General features: G+C 39.0%; 23 protein-coding genes. 17 read left to right on the plus strand and 6 right to left on the minus strand.

The annotated features are described in order from the left end of the window. Both JWR61_RS20265 and JWR61_RS20270 read right to left on the minus strand, forming a co-directional pair. Positions 1-258: hypothetical protein (locus JWR61_RS20265; RefSeq protein WP_301929544.1), on the minus strand; the 258-nt coding region annotated here is incomplete at its 3' end. 16 nt (positions 259-274) lie between these two features. Beyond that, positions 275-610, minus strand: coding sequence for a hypothetical protein (locus JWR61_RS20270; RefSeq protein WP_301929545.1), 336 nt, complete (start codon positions 608-610; stop codon positions 275-277). Between the two features lie 84 nt (positions 611-694). On the opposite strand from JWR61_RS20270, the gene JWR61_RS20275 reads away from it, so the two are divergent. Next, positions 695-1,597, plus strand: coding sequence for a hypothetical protein (locus tag JWR61_RS20275; protein WP_301929546.1), 903 nt, complete (start codon positions 695-697; stop codon positions 1,595-1,597). 70 nt (positions 1,598-1,667) lie between these two features. Here the strand turns inward: JWR61_RS20275 and JWR61_RS20280 are convergent, their stop codons facing one another. Both JWR61_RS20280 and JWR61_RS20285 read right to left on the minus strand, forming a co-directional pair. After that, entirely contained in the window at positions 1,668-2,213 is a 546-nt protein-coding gene (locus tag JWR61_RS20280; RefSeq protein ID WP_290338906.1) for a YceI family protein, read from the minus strand. A gap of 30 nt (positions 2,214-2,243) precedes the next feature. Continuing rightward, positions 2,244-2,693 carry a hypothetical protein gene (locus JWR61_RS20285; protein ID WP_301929547.1) on the minus strand — a complete coding sequence of 150 codons (450 nt, stop codon included), beginning with the start codon at positions 2,691-2,693 and terminating at the stop codon, positions 2,244-2,246. A gap of 325 nt (positions 2,694-3,018) precedes the next feature. On the opposite strand from JWR61_RS20285, the gene JWR61_RS20290 reads away from it, so the two are divergent. Both JWR61_RS20290 and JWR61_RS20295 read left to right on the plus strand, forming a co-directional pair. Next, on the plus strand, positions 3,019-4,020 hold the full coding sequence (locus JWR61_RS20290) for a fatty acid desaturase (protein ID WP_290338904.1): 1,002 nt from the start codon (positions 3,019-3,021) through the stop codon (positions 4,018-4,020). A gap of 74 nt (positions 4,021-4,094) precedes the next feature. Next, positions 4,095-4,322: a CDGSH iron-sulfur domain-containing protein gene (locus JWR61_RS20295; RefSeq protein WP_290338903.1), complete on the plus strand. Its 228-nt coding sequence runs from the start codon at positions 4,095-4,097 to the stop codon at positions 4,320-4,322. Between the two features lie 5 nt (positions 4,323-4,327). On the opposite strand, the gene JWR61_RS20300 is transcribed toward JWR61_RS20295, so the two are convergent. Beyond that, complete coding sequence (locus JWR61_RS20300) at positions 4,328-4,921, minus strand: pentapeptide repeat-containing protein (protein WP_301929548.1); 594 nt, start codon at positions 4,919-4,921, stop codon at positions 4,328-4,330. A 19-nt stretch (positions 4,922-4,940) separates the two neighbouring features. Continuing rightward, entirely contained in the window at positions 4,941-6,269 is a 1,329-nt protein-coding gene (locus tag JWR61_RS20305; protein WP_301929549.1) for a DEAD/DEAH box helicase, read from the minus strand. 228 nt (positions 6,270-6,497) lie between these two features. Between JWR61_RS20305 and JWR61_RS20310 the strand changes: the two genes are divergently transcribed. The 14 genes from JWR61_RS20310 (at position 6,498) to lpdA (ending at position 19,909) form a co-directional block, all read left to right on the plus strand. Continuing rightward, positions 6,498-7,106 (plus strand): pseudouridine synthase, encoded by a 609-nt coding sequence (locus tag JWR61_RS20310; protein ID WP_301929550.1) that lies wholly within the window; start codon positions 6,498-6,500, stop codon positions 7,104-7,106. Between the two features lie 44 nt (positions 7,107-7,150). Continuing rightward, entirely contained in the window at positions 7,151-7,885 is a 735-nt protein-coding gene (locus JWR61_RS20315) for a class I SAM-dependent methyltransferase (RefSeq protein WP_301929551.1), read from the plus strand. A 181-nt stretch (positions 7,886-8,066) separates the two neighbouring features. After that, positions 8,067-9,044 (plus strand): PhoH family protein, encoded by a 978-nt coding sequence (locus tag JWR61_RS20320; RefSeq protein ID WP_290338898.1) that lies wholly within the window; start codon positions 8,067-8,069, stop codon positions 9,042-9,044. 140 nt (positions 9,045-9,184) lie between these two features. Beyond that, positions 9,185-9,598 carry a DUF4878 domain-containing protein gene (locus tag JWR61_RS20325; RefSeq protein WP_301929552.1) on the plus strand — a complete coding sequence of 138 codons (414 nt, stop codon included), beginning with the start codon at positions 9,185-9,187 and terminating at the stop codon, positions 9,596-9,598. Positions 9,599-9,719: 121 nt separating this feature from the next. Further along, the gene (locus JWR61_RS20330) at positions 9,720-10,268 is read left to right on the plus strand and encodes an inorganic diphosphatase (protein ID WP_290338896.1); all 549 of its coding nucleotides are present in this window, start codon (positions 9,720-9,722) and stop codon (positions 10,266-10,268) included. Between the two features lie 20 nt (positions 10,269-10,288). After that, complete coding sequence (locus JWR61_RS20335; protein ID WP_301929553.1) at positions 10,289-10,705, plus strand: sulfite exporter TauE/SafE family protein; 417 nt, start codon at positions 10,289-10,291, stop codon at positions 10,703-10,705. A 234-nt stretch (positions 10,706-10,939) separates the two neighbouring features. Beyond that, on the plus strand, positions 10,940-12,373 hold the full coding sequence (miaB, locus tag JWR61_RS20340) for a tRNA (N6-isopentenyl adenosine(37)-C2)-methylthiotransferase MiaB (protein ID WP_301929554.1): 1,434 nt from the start codon (positions 10,940-10,942) through the stop codon (positions 12,371-12,373). Positions 12,374-12,490: 117 nt separating this feature from the next. Beyond that, complete coding sequence (locus JWR61_RS20345) at positions 12,491-13,729, plus strand: sigma-54-dependent Fis family transcriptional regulator (RefSeq protein ID WP_301929555.1); 1,239 nt, start codon at positions 12,491-12,493, stop codon at positions 13,727-13,729. A 96-nt stretch (positions 13,730-13,825) separates the two neighbouring features. After that, the gene (gene lptE, locus JWR61_RS20350) at positions 13,826-14,386 is read left to right on the plus strand and encodes an LPS assembly lipoprotein LptE (protein ID WP_301929556.1); all 561 of its coding nucleotides are present in this window, start codon (positions 13,826-13,828) and stop codon (positions 14,384-14,386) included. A 43-nt stretch (positions 14,387-14,429) separates the two neighbouring features. Further along, entirely contained in the window at positions 14,430-15,731 is a 1,302-nt protein-coding gene (locus JWR61_RS20355; RefSeq protein WP_301929557.1) for a hypothetical protein, read from the plus strand. Between the two features lie 55 nt (positions 15,732-15,786). Continuing rightward, entirely contained in the window at positions 15,787-16,140 is a 354-nt protein-coding gene (secG, locus tag JWR61_RS20360; protein WP_301929558.1) for a preprotein translocase subunit SecG, read from the plus strand. A gap of 83 nt (positions 16,141-16,223) precedes the next feature. Further along, entirely contained in the window at positions 16,224-17,270 is a 1,047-nt protein-coding gene (gene mltG / locus JWR61_RS20365) for an endolytic transglycosylase MltG (protein ID WP_301929559.1), read from the plus strand. Between the two features lie 80 nt (positions 17,271-17,350). Next, positions 17,351-18,319 carry a YihY/virulence factor BrkB family protein gene (locus JWR61_RS20370; RefSeq protein ID WP_290338888.1) on the plus strand — a complete coding sequence of 323 codons (969 nt, stop codon included), beginning with the start codon at positions 17,351-17,353 and terminating at the stop codon, positions 18,317-18,319. A 198-nt stretch (positions 18,320-18,517) separates the two neighbouring features. Continuing rightward, positions 18,518-19,909: a dihydrolipoyl dehydrogenase gene (gene lpdA / locus JWR61_RS20375; protein WP_301929560.1), complete on the plus strand. Its 1,392-nt coding sequence runs from the start codon at positions 18,518-18,520 to the stop codon at positions 19,907-19,909. The last annotated feature ends 116 nt before the right edge of the window (positions 19,910-20,025 follow it).

Genomic DNA, 20,025 nt, shown 5'->3' on the forward strand with positions numbered 1-20,025 from the left:
CTTAACGGTTACATATGAACATACGACTGGTGTTACCGTCCCGCTGCCCTGTTCGGTGATGTGATAAAAAATTCCACTCGGGTGTGCCGTATAAGTGATAGAATTGGAATCCAGGTAAGCTTTCAGACTGGCAATTTCGGTGGCACTTGCGACTGCAGTAGGCGGCTTATAATTGCATGTGTAAGAAGAGGATGATTTGTTGCAGGCCGTTAATAATAACAAAGGCAAAACCAGTAGAAGCAAGATCTTTTTGTGCATGTTTTTTAAATTGGTGTTAGTTGATTATGTGTGTTTTATTTTGTTTAGACTTTATTTCATTGTAGAGTTGTTCATTCATTTCCCATTTATACTGCATGCGGAAATAGGCGTAAAAAATAATGATAATCATCATTGCAATGATAATTGTAATAAATGCGCCTGGTGAAGTTGCGGACATCTTCATATACCAGTCCGGCGCAAATAAACGCACAACTATTACTGAAAGAATGATAGGCAAACCAAATAAAAAGGCCATCGGCAAACCGCGGCCTATCTTGGTGGCAAAAGTATTTTCACTGTCCCTTACCTGCTCCCAATAAGTCATAAATTGCTTGTCTTTTTCACTGATCATGCGGCAAAGTTAACCAATAATTAAGTTGTTGTTTTGCTAATTGAGCAATATTAGTTAGGTTTGTTTTAGCCAAATATCTTTATTTTGAAAATAGAACAGTTAATTGTACAGTTTTTATACGTTCATAAACAGGTTTCCCTTCAGGGCATTGGTACCATTAAATTAAAACCCAATGTAATTTTACCCACCGAGGGTGATAAAGATTATGTGATGCCTCCCGATGCCTTTTCTTTTGAGTATAATTTAAAAACCGGCCAAGATGAACAGCTGGTAAATTATATAGTTGAACACACCAATAAAATAAAGCCGCTGGCATCATCTGATTTAGAAAGTTACGCCATACTGGCCAAACAATTTTTAAACATCGGCAAGCCATTGGTTATGGAAGGTGTTGGCAGCATTCAAAAAAGCCAGCAGGGTATATATGAGTTTTTCCCGGGACAATTGATCACCCCAAAAATTGGTGATATCCCTAAATTACCGAAAGAGAAGAAAGAAGATGTTGTTTCTTATGAAACTGAAGTACCCGCTTCAAAAAGCAGTAAAGGGTTAACCATCGGCCTGGTTATAGCAGGTGTATTATTGGTTTCCATGGTAGCATACTATTTTTTGGTTCTTCAGCAACCTTCAACAGCACCACCAGTAACAGAAATACCGGTTGAGGTGCCTGCAAAAAAAGATACAGTTACAACTTTAACGGCAGTTGATTCAGCAAAAAAGGATTCATTGGTAACTACTATCGTTCCCCCCGTTACAAAAACAGACAGCACCACTTTTAAAATTGTATTGAAAGAATATTCGTCAGAACAGGCCGTTCAAAAAGCTTATAACCGTCTTACGAGTTATGGCCATAAGTTAATAATATTAAAAGCTGATTCTGCCAGGTTTAAACTGATGCTGCCATTTTATAAACCATTATCAGATACTGCTATGGTAAGAGATTCAATTAAAGAATTTTTTGGCGGAGCCCCCTACGTGCAATTGTAAAAACGAATTTTAAAAAAGTAAGGCGCCTGTTTTGTCTACAGGCGCCTTACCTTTTTAATTGTTATACAGCTTAGTTAAAACTTACTGCAACAGAAACTTTGGGTTCCTTATTCACTTTGCCAGCTTCGATGGCTTTGCCTGTGATGCCGTAGTCATCTACTTTAACAACAAAGGCTGCCGTAGCAGAAATCATTTTGCCTGTTACAACTATTGTTCCTTTGGTACTAATTGTTTTAGTTACACCATGAATAGTCAGGTCGCCGCTAACCTCCGCAGGATAAGTGCCATCTTTACTGAAATTAACAGCCGCCAAATTCGTTATTTTGCCCTTGAAAGTCGCAGTGGGAAATTTATCTGAATCAAGCCAGTTAACGCTGTTGAAATGTCCCTGCATCATGGGGTTCACAAAAGAGAAACTTTTGATAATCGCTTCAAACGCTATTCCGCCTGTTTTGGGGTCCAAAGCTGCTACTACTGTTTTATTTTCAGCCCTTGGCAAAGCATCCAGGCTGGTTGTGGCATCAAAACTTATTGTACCAGATGTGGTGGTTCTTTTTTGTGCAAATACACTTGCTCCGGATATAAGCAGTGCAAAAATCAGGGTTGTTTTTTTCATCGTACTTTATTTTTCTTGATGGTTAAATACTTATTTACTTATAGCACATCTTTTAAAAGTAATGTACTCGGTTTCCAATATTTCGCTGTAAGCGCCTCCGCTGCAGGATCCCTTTACCGATAAACTATCACCAGCCTTTACCCTTCTTGCATCAGCAAGATGCTGTTGTTGAAAAGCAAAAATAACATAAGATCCTGTGCTGTCGGCCATTTTAATGTTTACCGTTGTATCTGCCGGCTCTACTGCTGTTACAATCCCGGTAACTTCAATCATTCTTTCTGCATATTTTTTATTAGCTAGACTGTCACTTTTCTTAAACTCTGCTATCAGGTTCTGCGCTGACATTGTGTAATCAGCTTTCTCTTTACGGGTATCCCCAAATTTTTCTGTAAAAAGATACCATAACACTCCCGCACCGGCGAGTGCAATCAGCAAAACTGCGATCAAAATATTTTTACGCCTGGTTTTACTGATGACCATGATAATATTTTTAAGTTCGTTTTGTTCAAATATACAATGAGAGCACAATGAAATTTTAAATCAGATAATATTTTATGTTAAAATTCTGCACGCTCTCACATGAAGACGTTTTTAGAATTTAATTTATTGTTGTTGCCACTGCGTTCCGGTTGAGAAACCGAACTTTTTTAATTCCTTTTTGTTACTGCGTAAATGTTGATTTATGGCAGTTTGAGATATATGATTGCGTATAAATACTTACATTGCGCAAGTATTACAAGTTTGACCACAAAGACGGCTTATACATTTTTAAATTAATAATACGCCTGTATAATTTTTTTCTCTTATGACTCAAAAAAACTCGTTTGTATTTTCAAATACTTCTGAACCCCATCGTATCAGGACAAAGGAAATACTAAAAAGCCACCCTGACATCAGAAACCTGATTGGTAAAAATCCTTCCACTATTTTCGTAATTATCGGACTGGTTGCACTGCAAATTGTTATGGCATGGCTGGTAGCCGACAAATCCTGGTGGATTGTTGCGGGTGCCGCATATTTGATCGGTGCTTTTGCTGATCATGCTTTATTTGTGATGATACATGAATGTGCTCATCGGTTATTGTTTAAAAAACCTGAAGCCAACCGGCTGGCAGGTATACTGGCAAACATTCCGCAAATTTTTCCAAGTTCGGTTTCTTTTGAACGGTATCATATCAAGCACCATTCTTTTCAGGGCGTTCATGAACTGGATGGTGATTTGCCAAATAAATGGGAAGCTAAGCTCATAAATAACTATTTTATTGGTAAGGTAATATGGTTGTTATTTTACCCATTTTTTCAAATTTTTCGTATTGCCCGTTTAAAGGAAATTAAACCTTTCGACGGCTGGGTAGCTTTAAACTGGGCTGTTCAGATCGCTTTTGTGGTTGGCATCTCTTTTTTACTCGGGCCAAAGGCAATTGCATTTTTACTGATGAGTTTCTTCTTTTCAGTTGGTCTGCATCCGCTTGGAGCAAGATGGATACAGGAGCACTATTTAACACACGGCGAACAGGAAACATACAGCTACTATGGTGTATTGAATACAGTGGCGTTTAATGTTGGATATCACAATGAACACCATGATTTTCCGTCTATACCATGGAACAAGCTGCCACAAATCAGGCAAGGCGCCCCTTCGTTTTACAACAGTTTATATTACCACACTTCATGGACAAAATTATTCTTCCGTTTTCTTTTTGATAAAGAAATTTCTCTTTACTCCAGGATTGTAAGAGCGAATCGCGGTAAGGTAAAACTTACGGACGAATCGAAACCAGATATAGAACTGGTAAACCATAATTGAGTAGCAGGATATGCTATTTCAGGGGTATTAATTTCTGTTTAACTTTTTTCATTTAATTACACATCAGCAACTGCATGGCTAGTACAAAAATTACCGTTAATAATAACGGCTCTCTTAAGATAGAAGGTGATTTTGAAATAGTAGATAAAAGTGGTGCAGTCTACCACCTCGGCGGCAGAGAAATTATCTCAATTTGCCGTTGTGGTTTATCCAAAAATAAGCCATTTTGCGATGGCTCTCACAAAGGACATTTTGAACATGAAGCGGTTGCTTTTGATCTTCCTCCCAAAAAGCAGGATTAGATTGTTTACAGTTCCTGATCAACCAAAATAATATCCAGGCTATGTAAAAAAGAAAGCGCTTCGGGAAGGCTGAATTTTGCTTTTTTGGTTTTATTATTTTGCAGGTTGATACTGTAGTTGGTGGCGTTAACAAAATTGGCCTGGGACATATCTGTGTTTATAAAAATCGCATTCATTAAATCTGTTCCGGCAAAATTCGATTTAATCAGGTTGCAGTTAGTGAAATCTGCTTCATCAGCAATACAATCTACCACCTGCATTTTCTTCAAGTTTTTGCCGTAAAAACTGCTGTAACTTATTCTTGAATTTTTAAAGTTGACAGACAAAGGATTGGAAGCGGCATGCCACACAATACCAATTGCTTTTGAACCATTGATCTGTGTATTGCTGAATGCGGTTTCCTTCAATTTGATCAGGGATAAATCGCATTCTTCAAACACACAATTTTCAAAATTGCAATCCTCAAAAACAGATCCTTTTAAACTGCACTTGTAAAATGCGCAATGGTCAAAATACCTGCCGGTAATTGTTTTTTCTTCCCAGGTAATATTTTCAAATTTTTTTTGGTGATGGGCAGTTTCCTCTTCGCTCGTTTTCATAAAAAATATTTTAAACCCATTACTTTTTCTGTCCGCGGCTGATTGGTTTACCATACTTTTTCATCATCCGGTCTTTTTTCCTCACAATAAAATTTACCTTTTTATTTTTGGCGGATTTTTCATGAAAACTGGGGCCTGCAGCATCTTTGGCAGGTGTTTTTAACTGGATGATTTTCATGAAAACCTTTGGCTTTTCGTCTTCCGTCAAAACATCCGATATGATCAATTCTGCAGGCAGGTCAGCAACAGGTATTGTGTATTTCATCAATGCTTCAACGGCAGCCTGGTTGGGCTTTTCAGCTTCTGTAACAAAGGTTATCGCAATGCCTTTTTTATCTGCACGCCCTGTACGTCCTATGCGGTGAATATAATTTTCCGGTACTTCCGGCATGTCGAAATTAATAACATGCGTTACTTCCGAAATGTCAATTCCCCTGGCAACAATATCTGTAGCAATAATAAAGCGATAGTTGCCTTCCTGGAATTGTTTTACCGTGTTAAAGCGATGATTCTGTTCTTTATTGGAATGTATCACGCCTGCAGTTCCGGGATATTTAGCTTCCAGCTGTTCATATAATTCATCCGCCAGTTTTTTTGTTGCCACAAACACCAGCACTTTGTTCATCTCAGCATTGGTCGCAAGCAATAATTCCAGCAGGTTAACCTTGGTATAAAAATTAGGGACGTTATAAATGGTCTGCACAATATTCTCCAGCGGTGTGCCCGTTGGCGCAGCCTCTACCCTTACCGGGTTATTAAAATAAGTGCTCATCAACTGTTCCACTTCCTCTGTAATGGTGGCGGAAAACATGAGGTTTTGCCTTCTTACGGGTAACAGGTCCAGTATATTTTTTAACTGTGTTCTAAAGCCAAGGTTCAGCATTTCATCCACTTCGTCAATTACCAGCTGCCGGATAGATTTTGTTTTAAAAGCACCATTCATTGCAAGATCATACAGTCGTCCCGGCGTAGCCACCAATACGTCCAGGCCTTTCTCAACCTCCGCTTTTTGCGTATTGATATTTACTCCGCCATATACGCCTACTACAACAAGGCTGGTGTACTTGCTTAAGGCTTTTACAGCTTCTACCACCTGTGCTACCAGTTCTCTGGTAGGTACAATAATCAGTATCTGCGGATTTTTATCCTTTGTAAATTTCCATTGCCGCAGGCAGGGTAATAAATAAGCAAAGGTTTTACCGGTGCCGGTTTGAGCAATACCACACACATCTGCACCAGACATTACCACAGAAAAAACCTTGCGTTGAATAGTGGTTGGATTGGTATAGCCAAGGTCATCAAGCGCACTTAACAACGGCGTATTTAAATTTAAATCATCAAAAGTCATATTGCTAAAATTGGCTGCAAAGGTAGTGGTAATATGCCGTAAAACCCTTGCTAATGCTACATTTGAACATCCAGCTGCAATTGGATACAAAACCTTGTTCATTAAGGACGAAGCCAGTTTCTGACTGGTAAGTCATGTTGCTTTTTCTGAATGTACAAGACTTAAAATATTTTTATTCCGGATAATTAAATGAAATTGCAGCCGTACAGATGACCTTTTTTCTTTATTATGACGCCGGAAGCACACCGCTATTTTATCATCAATAAGCCATACAACATGGTATCGCAGTTTGTTAGTCCTGACAAAGTTGGTTTGTTAAAAGACGTGCCGTTTGCCTTTCCCGAAGGCATTCATGCAGTTGGCCGGCTGGACAATGACTCGGAAGGATTATTGATTTTAACTACCAATAAAAAAGTAACCAAACTATTATTTGAAAGCAAAGTACCCCATAAGCGAACGTACCTGGTGCAGGTTAGGAATATTGTAACACCGGAAAAATTATTGTTGCTGCAAACCGGGGTAACTATACGAATTAAAGGCGGGGAATATTATACCACCAGCGCCAGCGATGTGCTGCTCGTAGAAAAACCAGCCAATTTATTTGGCCGTGCAGATGAGTTTAAAGAAGGATTGCCAAACACCTGGCTACTTATAACACTTACAGAAGGCAAGTATCACCAGGTAAGAAAAATGACTGCCGCTGTAAAGCATCGCTGCAAACGTTTAATCCGTTTATCCATTGAAGATTTAACGCTGGGTAACCTTCAACCCGGCGAAGTAAAAGAGCTTGAAGAGCAAGATTTTTTTAAGCAATTAAAAATAGACTGGCATCGGTAAATATATTGGCACTGTTTTTATTCTGACTAACATGAATAGTTTACATGAAAGATAATTTTTCCACACAGTCAGCTTCGTATGCGACCTTCAGGCCCTCCTACCCGGATGAACTATATGACTTTCTTTTACCGCTTGTTGCGTCAAAACAAAACGCCTGGGATTGCGGAACTGGCAATGGCCAGGTGGCAAAAGTCCTGTCCCATTATTTTACAAACGTCTATGCTACTGATATCAGTAACGAGCAAATTGATCATGCGGTTAAGAAAAGCAATATTTTTTATTCAGTAGCGGAAGCTGAAAAAGCAAAATTTGACGATGCTTTTTTTGGTATGGTAACCGTTGCCCAGGCTATACATTGGTTTGACTTTAATGCTTTTTATAATGAAGTAAAAAGAACATTAAAACCGGGTGGTTTACTGGCAGTAATGGGCTATGGCCTGCTGAAAATTAACGATGAGGCTGATCAAATAATTAATCACTTTTATACTGAAATCATTGGTAAATACTGGGATAAAGAAAGGAAGTATGTTGATGAAAATTATACTACCATTCCTTTTCCATTTAAAGAGATTAATTGCCCGGCATTTAAAATAATATTTGAATGGACACTGGAGGAACTAACCGGCTATCTTACAACCTGGTCTGCTGTTCAGCATTATATAAAAGCAAACAACAGTAATCCGGTAGAAATTATTGCGCTGCAACTGGCCGGTTTATTTCCATCAAAACAAAAAATAAAGGGACATTTCCCTGTGTTGTTAAGGGCCGGACTCAGGTGATTGCATTAAGTATAATAACTGTAGTAAACATGGATACCTGCATTATTTATTTTTATTTTTTTAACAATGTGTGAATAACTAAACGGCGGCTTTGTCAGTTGCAATTCAGTAAATTTGAATAACCAGTAAAGCATTAAAAGTACCAGGCAATTTCATTCGAAAACTTAAAACCAACAGTACATTGACAGACACTATCATCAACCTCGAGTCAGTTAACCCGATTGAATTTTTTGGTGTTAACAATGGTAAGCTCGACATTCTGAAAAAGAAATTTCCCCTTTTAAAAATTTTAAGCAGAGGCACACAAGTAAAACTGAGCGGAGCTCCCGAGCAAATTGTAGATGCCAAGGAAAAAATCAACCTCATTGTTCAATACATTGAACAGAATGGCCACATGAGTGAAAATTATTTTGAACAGATTTTAGGCGGTGATGATCAGCAGGTGGTAGACAACTTTATTGATCGTAACCCCAATGATGTACTGGTATTTGGCCCCAACGGTAAAACTGTAAGGGCACGTACCGCCAATCAAAAAAGAATGGTTTCAGCGGTTGACAAAAACGATATTGTTTTTGCAATCGGGCCGGCGGGCACGGGTAAAACTTATACCGCGGTGGCGTTGGCAGTGAGAGCTTTAAAAAACAAAACGGTTAAAAAAATTATTTTAACAAGACCCGCAGTTGAAGCCGGCGAAAATCTTGGATTTTTACCGGGCGATCTGAAGGAAAAAATTGATCCGTATCTGCGGCCTTTATACGATGCGCTGGACGATATGATACCTGCTGATAAACTAGGTTATTATATGACCACACGCACGATAGAAATAGCGCCCCTGGCGTATATGCGGGGCCGCACACTTGACAATGCTTTCATCATTTTAGATGAAGCCCAGAATACAAATGATGGACAATTAAAAATGTTTTTAACCCGTATCGGTGCTAATGCAAAAGCGATTATCACCGGGGATCCCACACAGGTTGATCTGCCAAAAAACATGCGTAGCGGTATTGAAAAAGCCTTGCGCATTTTGAAAAACGTAGATGGTATAGCACATATAGAACTGGATGAAGAAGATGTGGTACGCCATAAACTGGTAAAGGCAATCATTAAAGCATATGACAAAGACAAAGAATTTGACATGGCCAATGAACGCAGGTAAAGCAATTATTTTTTTGAAAGAGGTAGCCATCAACTACCTCTTTTTTATTACCTGCACAATTATTACCTGGCTTATCTTCAGGTGCCAAGTAAGATATGCTTTTTTAGCTTGCATATTATAAAGATGGTTTACCTTTAATTATGAAAATAAAATCGTTCATTATTTTTCTGGTTATTGCCGCATGCGCCTCCTGCAATAACAGCAGGACTGTTCCTAACACCGACATTGATGTTGCCAGGGCTTTCATAAAAGATGTGCTGGACAATAATTTTGCTGAAGCTAAATCGCTGGTGCTGGATGAAGATATAAACAATCAATATTTTGATTTGTCACGCAAAAATTTTGAAGAGAAAAATAAAGAAGAGCTGAAAAAATACAAAGAGTCTGACATAATCATTAATGAGCTGAAAAATGTAAATGACTCTGTAACCATTGTAAATTACTCAAACAGCTACAAAAAAGATATGCGCAACGAGATAAAGGTGGTAAAAGTAAATGGCAAATGGCTTGTTGATTTAAAACATACTTTTCAGGAAGAACCAAAAGAAAAATAATATTACTATCAGATAATCCTTTCAACAGCAACCCTGATAGTAGTTTATTCATTCTATTCTAGGTATCGCTTTAATGGATTTGCAATTTTAATTATTCTGTAACAACCCAAAAAAATTATTTATGTACGTATTACACCCATGGCATGGTGCCAGTTACGGCGACAAAACTCCAGAAATCGTTAATGCTTTAATTGAAATTCCACAAGGCTCCAGGGCAAAATATGAAATTGACAAAGCTACCGGTTTGCTGATACTGGACAGGGTAATCCACTCCTCTTTTCATTATCCTATTAATTATGGTTTTATTCCTCAAACGCTCGGCGACGACCATGATCCTTTAGATATCCTGGTGATGTGCAGCGAAAGTATCCAGCCACTTTGCCTGGTTGAGGCAACAGTAATTGGTAACATGCAGATGATTGACAATGGCGAAAGAGATGATAAAATAATTGCCGTGGCTACAAACGACCCTACAGTTAATCATTTTACCAGTGTGAAAGATTTACCTACCCACTTCATTGCCGTACTTAAAAATTATTTTGAACAATACAAAGTGCTGGAAAATAAAGTGGTTGAAATTGATGAGTTCCAGGATAAAAAAGCGGCTTATGAAGTAATTACCCATGCCATTGCTTTTTATACAAGAACCTATCCCAATCATGGCAAATAATGATTAATAAAAAAAATACCATGGATCTGCAAACTTTGGGTATTCTAATACTGATCGGTATTCTGGCTGGTATGCTCGGGGGTATGGTTGGCGTTGGCGGCGGAATTATCATTGTTCCGGCTTTGGTTTTCTTTCTTGGCTTTTCACAAAAAATGGCACAGGGAACTTCACTCGGCATATTGCTTTTACCGGTAGGTTTGCTGGGCGTTATACAATATTACAAACAGGGCTATGTTGATTTAAAAATCGTTATGATCATTTCAGCCGGGTTTTTCGTGGGTAGCCTGCTGGGTAGCAAACTAGCCCTCAGTATATCCCAGGAAACCATGAAAAAAATATTTGCGGCTATTCTGATCCTGGTTGCTGTTAAAATGCTTTTTTTCGAAAAGCCTGTTTCAACAACTCATTCTGCCCTGGAAATAAAAAATAAGCCCTGAATAAAATTTGCAAATCAACACCACTACAGAGCAGCTTCTTCCAGGAAGCTGTTTTTATTAGGTCATGCTGCTCTGCCACCATGCGCTCAGGCAAAGGCGGCCGGCTCGTGTGACATTGGCTAAATGACCATTCGCATTTTTGGCCGGTCTCAAATAGATTATTTCTTTTAAACTGCTATGTCAGATTGGCATATTTAACTGGTAATTACTTATTTTTGCACCCTAATTTTAATAATGGATACACTGTTAAATATCAATACAAAAGAGCACGACGAGAAAAGACAGGGAGAAGCATTCGCCCCTTTGGTGTTAGATGGTAATGAATATAAAAAATTATTTTACATAGAAAGCTATGGCTGTGCCATGAATTTTGCCGATAGTGAAGTGGTTGCTTCTATTTTACATAAAAATGGTTTTGGTGCGACGCTGCAATTCGAAAACGCCGACCTCATCCTGGTAAATACTTGCTCTATCCGTGAAAAAGCGGAAGCTACTGTGCGTAAACGGCTGACTGAATTTCGTAAATTAAAAAAAGCCAATCCCGGACTACTTGTGGGTGTTTTGGGATGCATGGCAGAGCGGCTGAAAGAAAAGTTTATTGAACAGGAAAAACTTGTTGACCTTGTTGTAGGCCCCGATGCTTATCGCAGTTTACCATCACTGATTGAAGAAGCAGAAACCGGTCAGAAAGCCGTAAATGTTTTATTGAGCAGGGACGAAACCTATGCCGATATTGCGCCTGTGCGTTTAAACAGTAACGGCGTGAATGCTTTTGTAAGCATTATGCGTGGCTGCAATAATATGTGTTCGTTTTGCGTGGTACCCTTTACAAGGGGAAGAGAAAGAAGCCGGGACGCCGGTTCTGTAATTGCAGAATGCAAAAGCCTTTTTGAGGATGGATACAGGGAAGTGACTTTGCTTGGACAAAATGTTGACAGCTACCACTGGGTGGGTAATGAAAGCGGTGGCGGTTATGAAGAACCGGTAACTTTTGCCAACCTGCTGGAAAAAGTGGCTTTGATTTCTCCCCTGCTCCGTGTTCGGTTTTCTACTTCTCATCCAAAAGACATTACGGACGAAGTGCTGTTTACCATGGCCAGGTATGATAACATCTGCAATTATATTCATTTACCGGTACAAAGCGGCAGCAGCAGAATATTGCAGCTGATGAACAGAACTTACACAAGAGAATGGTATGTTGCCAGGGTTAACCGGATAAGGGAGATTTTGCCGGATGCCGGATTATCTACTGATATGATCACCGGATTTTGTACAGAAACTGAAGAAGACCATCAGCAGTCACTGAGCCTGATGGAATATTGTAAGTATGACCTGGCCTATATGTACTTTTACAGCCAGCGGCCCGGAACCCTTGCCGCCAGGAGATTTGAAGATGATGTTCCTGAAGAAGTAAAAAAAAGAAGGTTACAGGAAATGGTTAAACTGCACCGGAGAAATACATTGTTAAGTATGCAGCGGGACGTTGGCAAAACTTTTAAAGTGCTCATAGAAGGCTTTTCAAAAAAAACACCCGAAGAATTACAGGGAAGAAATGACCAGAATAAAGTGGTGGTTTTTCCAAAAGAAAATTTTAAAAAAGGTGAGTATGTGTCAGTTAAAATCACCGCTTGCACGGCTGGTACATTAATTGGTACCGCCTTGATATAGAATACTTTTCGCTGGTAAGAAATTTTCACAACGTTAATTTTTACCCGCGGTAAAATCATTTTTAATAACGGTTGCCGCTTTGCGGATACAAAAATGCAGTTGCACTGATAACTATTTATGGATTTACAATCAATTAAAAATCGCTTTGCTATTATAGGAAACTCTCCTGCCCTTAACCATGCACTCAATATTGCAGCCCAGGTGGCCAATACGGATTTAAGCGTACTAATCAATGGAGAAAGTGGTGTTGGTAAAGAAGTGTTTTCGCAGATCATTCATGCATTAAGTGCCAGAAAACACAACCCGTTTATTGCCGTGAACTGTGGCGCTATTCCGGAGGGTACCATCGATAGCGAATTGTTTGGCCATGAAAAAGGTTCGTTTACCGGAGCAGTGGATAGCCGCAAAGGCTATTTTGAAACTGTAAACGGCGGTACCATTTTTTTGGATGAAATTGGCGAATTACCATTGGGTACGCAAGCCCGGCTATTGCGTGTATTGGAAGCCGGAGAATACATTAGGGTGGGCAGCAGTAAAGTACAAAAAACAGATGTAAGGGTAATTGCGGCTACCAATAAAGAATTGATAGAATTTACTCAAACCGGGCGGTTCAGAGAAGATCTGTATTACCGTTTAAATACAGTCCCGATCAGAGTCCCGTCGTTAAGAGACAGAAAGGAGGATATCCCATTATTATTCAGAAAATTTGCAGCTGATTTTTCTGACCGGTACAAAGGTGCGCCGATCCAACTGGAGGAAGATGCCAAAAATTTATTAATGAATTATCCCTGGCCAGGCAATGTAAGGGAACTTAAAAATATTGCCGAACAGATATCCGTATTATCGAAAGAAAAAAATATTACGGCAAAAGAATTGCAAAACTTTTTACCAGACCATAATTACAATCGTTTACCAGTTTTAGCCGGCGGTAAATCTGCCGTAAGTCAACAGGAATTTGCCAATGAACGGGAAATATTGTACAAGTTGTTTTTCGACATGAAAAAAGATGTAAACGAACTGAAGAAAATGTTTTTTGATCTGCTGCAAAATCCCGGTCTTACTTCACATATGCCCATTTACAACAATACAGATAACTCGTTGCCTGAAATAAAACACGGTGGCGCACCGGGTAATTATCCATCTTCCAGCATGCCTGTTTTTATTAATCAAAATGGCAATGAAATACACCAGCATGAACAGGTGGAAGAATCACTAAGCATTATGGATAAAGAAAAAGAACTGATTATTAAAGCGCTGAAAAAACACAAAGGTAAACGCAAGGATGCCTCATCCGACCTGGGTATAAGTGAAAGAACCCTTTACCGGAAGCTGAAGGAATACGATATAGAAGAATAATAGAGTGGAATTTAGCAGAGACTAATTGGTAAAAAGTACACCCGCGCCGCTTATTTTTAACATCAACAGATAAATAAAAACAGGTTAATTTGCAATATGAGGCAATCATTATTTTTAAACAAAACAGGTAGACAAAGCAACTGGTTTAGCCGGATTGGTTTGATAATAGCCTGTTTTTTTACAATAACCATTTTCAGTTTTAACACCTGTAAGTATTCGTTTAAAGATACCTCTCCTATACCACCCGAGATTAAAACTTTTCGTGTTAACTACCTTGAAAATAAGGCCAGGTACGTCAACACGCAGTTAAGTCCTCAGCTAACGGAAAAATTAAAAGATAAAATCAGGAGCAATACCAGGCTTCGCCAGGTTAATGAAGACAGCGCCCATTACGACATCAGTGGTTATGTTTCTGATTACAGTGTAAGTACAAGTGGTATTTCAGGTACTACCGCAAGCAGCAACAGGTTGTCTGTTACATTTCACCTTATCTTTAAAAATAATTTAGATCTTTCTAAAAATTTTGAAGCTGATATATCCACCAACTATGATTTCAGTGCGTCTCAAAACCTGCCTCAGGCTGAGTCTACACTAACTCCGGATATTATTAAAAATACCATTGACGGTATCTTTAATAAAATCTTTTCCAACTGGTAAAAGACCGCCTGATAACAATTTATAAAAAAAACAGTTGTAAAATATGCAGACTAACGATCAGCTTTTTGAATCTATATTTAAAAGAAACTTTCGTTCGGTTGATACAAAAGCTTTTCTTACTGCGCTTACAAAAGAGTGCCCGTATTTTACTGTGGCCCAATTTTATTTATCAAAGCAGCTGTCCACAGACAGCAGGGATTTCGCCAGCCAGGCGGCCAAAACTGCACTTCTTTTCAATAATCCTTTTTGGCTCAATTATCAAATGACCAGTGATGAGCAAACAGCCTGGCAACCTGAAAATGCAAGTGAAAGCAAGGACGTTGATATTGAAGCCACAAAAAACACGGTATTGGGCCCTGTTACAGAACCAGGAGAAAATTCTATTGAACAGGCGTTATTGGAACACACGCCAATTGTCGGCGACAGTTATAAGGAGAACACCGGCAATGAAACAGCTGTAGAAAATTCAGGTTTACCGGCTGATAATTTGTATGCCGAAAAAAACAAACCGGAAGACTTGCAAACTCCGGAACTTAGTCGGGTAATGCCGGTAAAAACGGATGAAGCATTCAGTGTTGCAGCTTTACCGGTTACTGAAAATAGAAAGGAAGAGGAACAGGATTTCAATTACGCCCAGGATGCTTCGCTGCAGACGGGGCACGTTGAAAAAGACAGCCAATATCAAGTTGGTGAGGAAAAGACACTTACTGGCGATGTTCAGTTGTCAACTGGACAAGTTGATGACGGTGCAAAGACAGCAGTAAACGAAAACCTTTATAAATCCGGATTCCCAGGCGAAAGCAATGCAACACATACGAACATAGAAGAAACAGAAACTCCGGTTGCGCCAACAATAGTCAATACAGAAGACACAGAAGATGACGATATAATTAATGACACGGACAACACCTTTGAAAAAGACATGCAACCGATGATTTTAAATTTAACTTTTGATGCAAAGGCCACCACTACTGAAGACACTATTTCTTACCAGCCACTGCATACATCTGATTATTTTGCAAGCCTGGGTATTAAACTCAATGAAAATGGGATACCTGTTGACAGGCTTGGCAAACAGCTAAAAAGTTTTACAGACTGGCTGAAAGTGATGAAAAAAATACATCCCGATCATCTGCCCCAAACGGACGAACTGACGGAACATTCCATCCAGGAAATAGCGGAAAAATCGAACAAAAAAGGAGACGTGTTAACAGAAGCTATGGCTGATGTGTTAATACAGCAGGGCAAGCTGAATAAGGCCATTGAACTTTACCAAAAATTAAGTTTGCTCAATCCTTCCAAAAGCGCTTACTTTGCAGCCAAAATTGACAATATCAAACGATAGGTCAGTGAGAGAAGAAAAACAATTTGAAAAATCATTTTAATTAAAGCATACTACTATGTTAATTGTATTTGGAATTTTAATCATCCTGTCTTCAGTGATTTTAGGATTAATTGTATTGGTTCAAAATCCTAAAGGCGGGGGTTTATCCGGCAGTTTGGGCGGTTTCAGCAACCAGTTAATGGGCGTTAAACAAACTACCGATGTATTGGAAAAAGGTACCTGGGTTTTTGCAGCAGTTGTTGCAATTCTTTGTGTAATGTCTCCTGTGTTTATCCCTTCCGCCAGTGGTACTTCATCTAAAAATGATGAACTGATAAAGAATGCACCGGCGACTGCGCCAACAACCAACCAAACCAATACGGTTCCGATGACTGCTCCTGCGGCTGCAGATACAACAAAAAAGCCATAAAATATTTTCAAAAATATTTGAACCCCGTCTGTTTATGACGGGGTTTTTATTTTACTTTGATTATCCAATGAAACAGGATTATTATGACCTCCCGCAAAAAAAACTTCTTACTCATCCTTTCTATAATTTTTTTGATTGCCATCTTATTGGCCTGGCGAATATTTGGCAGCAACACCAATTTTACAGAAAATAAAAAAAGTTTTTACATCAAAACAGGCAGTAGTTTTAATAGTGTTATTACGCAGCTGGAAGAGCAAAAAATTCTTAAAAACCCAGGCACATTTAAATTGATTGCACACCAGCTTAAATATGATCAAAACGTAAAAGCCGGCCGCTATGTAATTGAAAACGGTGCCAGTATTTTTAACGTGATAAAAATCTTAAAGGCAGGAAGGCAAACGCCGGTAAATTTAATCATTACAAAACTGCGTACCAAAGAAGACCTTGCACAAAAAATAGGTAACAATTTTGAATGTGATTCCATCGCTGTAATCAGTCTGCTAAACAACAATGATTCGTTATTGCAATATGGGCTGGATACCAATACCGCCATGACTGCTGTGATACCAAATACCTACGCGATATTATGGAATACATCTGCCAATAAAATTTTTAAAAAACTATTTACCGAACACGAAAAATTCTGGACGGCAGAAAGAAAAAAGAAAGCTGACGCATTGCATCTGTCAGCAACACAAGTGTATACTTTGGCCAGTATTGTCGAAGAGGAAAGCAATAAAGATGAAGATAAGGGAAAGATTGCGAGTGTGTATCTGAACAGGTTGCGCACAGGCATGCGGTTGTCGGCAGACCCAACGGTAATATTTGCACTGAAAGACTTTTCGATCAAACGTGTTTATAAAAAATATACTGAATTCCCTTCTCCTTTTAACACTTACCTCAACAGCGGCTTACCACCAGGGCCCGTTTGCACACCATCCATCAAAACGATCGATGCAGTGCTGAATGCACCTGCTACCAATTACCTGTATTTTGTTGCACAACCGAATTTAACCGGCTACTCCAACTTTGCCACTACTTACGAAGAGCATCTGGCGTTTGCAAAACAATACCAGCAATGGCTTACAGGATATTTAAAAGCAAAAGAAGATGCAGACAGTGCAAAGTGATTTGATTTTTTAGCAGCTTAATCAGTAGTTTTGATTGCATCAAACGCTTTTCTCATAAAATATTAACAAGGTTCAACAGTTTGAATAAGTTAGAACGCATTATAATTACAAAAACACCAGTCGGCTATTTTTTTCAAAAGAGTAAAAAATGGCATCTGCCAGGTTTTGAAGGTGTGCCATTATATGACGTAATTGTATTTTTCTACAAACAGGTAAAAACGGTCGGACTTACCGAAAGAGCTTCTGCGGTGGCCTACAATTTTATAATGGCCATTCCCCCTTCATTTTTATTTTTATTTACGCTGATACCAAGCTTGCCTTTTATATCCAAAAAAAGTATTAAGCTGCAGTTACATGGATTAATTACAGATGTAATTCCACTAAAAGTACACAATGAAAACCTGATAAAATTTGTAGACAGCTTTATTGATGGTTCTAAAATTGGTCTTATCTCTTTTGGTTTTATTACAGCTTTGTATTTTGCCTCCAATGCAATGATGGGTATCATGCGCTCTTTCAATAAAAATTATATTGGCTTTGCAAAAAGAAAAGGTTTACATAACCGGTGGATGGCAATTAAACTGACGATGTTGTTGTTTCTGGTGGTACTTGGCAGCCTGCTCATGCTGATAACACAAGGAGCTGTTTTAAAATGGATGGGTATACAAAGTGAAACCATCCGCAACATCATCTATTATGTAAGATGGATTTTTATTGTGGCGATGATTTTTTATTCAATGGCTTTTATTTACAAATATGCACCGGCAGTTCAAAAGCGCTGGAAACTGGTAAGCCCTGGCGCTATACTGGCCACATCACTGAGTATACTTGCTTCTGTTGGCTTTTCTTATTTTGTAAATAATTTTGGGCGGTACAATGCCCTGTACGGTTCTATCGGAACCATCATCGTTTTAATGGCACTCATCTACATCAACTCACTCGTACTGATGATTGGTTTTGAATTGAACGTAAGTATCAAAAGCCTTAAGTCTATTGCAGAACAAAGAGAGAAGGAAGAGAAAAATAAAAAACCCGTACCGGGCACTTGATATTGCTGGTTGATAAGCCACATTATCTGCAAAAATTATCATCTTAATACAGGTTAGTAAGCTAAAAAGCAGGCCATCTTGTAACGATAAATTATCCATTTGGCTAATCCCCTATTTCAGATTATTTTTGCTGCGCTAATCGTTCAGACGATTATCTGTTGTTATCAATAAATTCAATCAATAAACAAATAATTAAGTATGGCATACGATGTAATTGTGTTAGGCAGCGGCCCTGGTGGATACCCGGCAGCAATCAGGGCAAGTCAGTTGGGTAAAAAGGTTGCTATAGTTGAAAAGGAAAGCCTCGGTGGCATATGCCTTAACTGGGGTTGTATTCCAACCAAAGCATTGTTGAAAAGCGCCAACGTTTATGAGTATGCCAAACATGCCGCAACATACGGAATCAAGGTAGATAATCCGGGGCATGATTTTGATGCGGTAATTAAACGCAGCCGTGGTGTGGCCGATAAGATGAGCAAAGGTGTTCAGTTCTTAATGAAAAAGAACAAGATTGATGTAGTAATGGGCTACGGTAAACTGGTAGCGCCGACAAAATTAGAAGTAACTGCTGCGGATGGTACCAAACAAATTTTAGAAGCTAAGAATATTGTAATTGCGACAGGTGGCAGAGCCCGTCAGTTACCCAGCATGCCGATAGATGGAAAAAAAATAATTGGTTACAGGGAAGCAATGGTATTGCCATCACCGCAACCAAAAAGCATGATCATTTGCGGCAGCGGAGCTATCGGAAGTGAGTTCGCGTATTTCTATAACACGATGGGGACAAAAGTTACGATCGTTGAGTTTATGCCACGCATTGTGCCGGTAGAAGATGAAGATGTGAGCAAAGAACTGGAAAAACAATTTAAAAAGCAGGGCATTGAAATAATGACCAACAGCGAGGTATTGAGTGTGGATACCAGCGGGGAAGGAATTAAAGCAAAGGTAAAAACGCCCAACGGCGAAGTTGAATTAAGCGCTGATGTTTTATTAAGTGCTGTAGGTGTTATCGCCAACCTTGAAAACATTGGTTTGGAAGAACTGGGTATCAAAACTGAAAAAGGAAAGATTGTACGGGATGTAAACGGTCTTACCAATATTCCCGGCGTGTATGCTATTGGTGATTGTACACCAGGCCAGGCATTGGCACACGTTGCAACCAAAGAAGGCATCAGTGTAGCAGAGCATATTGCAGGTCATCATCCAGAACCAATGGATTACAACAATATTCCTGGTTGTACTTATTGCTCTCCTGAAATAGCTTCAGTTGGCTACACAGAAAAAGCAGCAAAGGATGCCGGCTTCGAAATTAAGGTAGGTAAGTTTCCATTTATGGCAAGTGGCAAAGCAAGTGCTGCCGGTGCTACAGAGGGCTTTGTAAAAGTTATTTACGACGCAAAATACGGTGAATTTTTAGGTTGCCATATGATAGGAATGAATGTTACCGAAATGATCGCCGAAGTGGTAGTGGCACGGAAACTGGAAACAACCGGCCATGAAATATTGAATGCTGTTCATCCCCATCCAACTATGAGCGAAGCGTTGAAAGAAGCCACAGCAATGGCTTATGGAGAAGCGACTGATATTTAATAAACCGACCGTTTAATAAAATATAGAATAAAAAAAAGACTGTGAATTTTCACGGTCTTTTTTTATGGATCAAATAATTAATATAAATCATTACTGCTTTTATAGTAAGGTGACTA

The organism is Ferruginibacter sp., assembly GCF_028288465.1.
GTDB lineage: Bacteria > Bacteroidota > Bacteroidia > Chitinophagales > Chitinophagaceae > Ferruginibacter.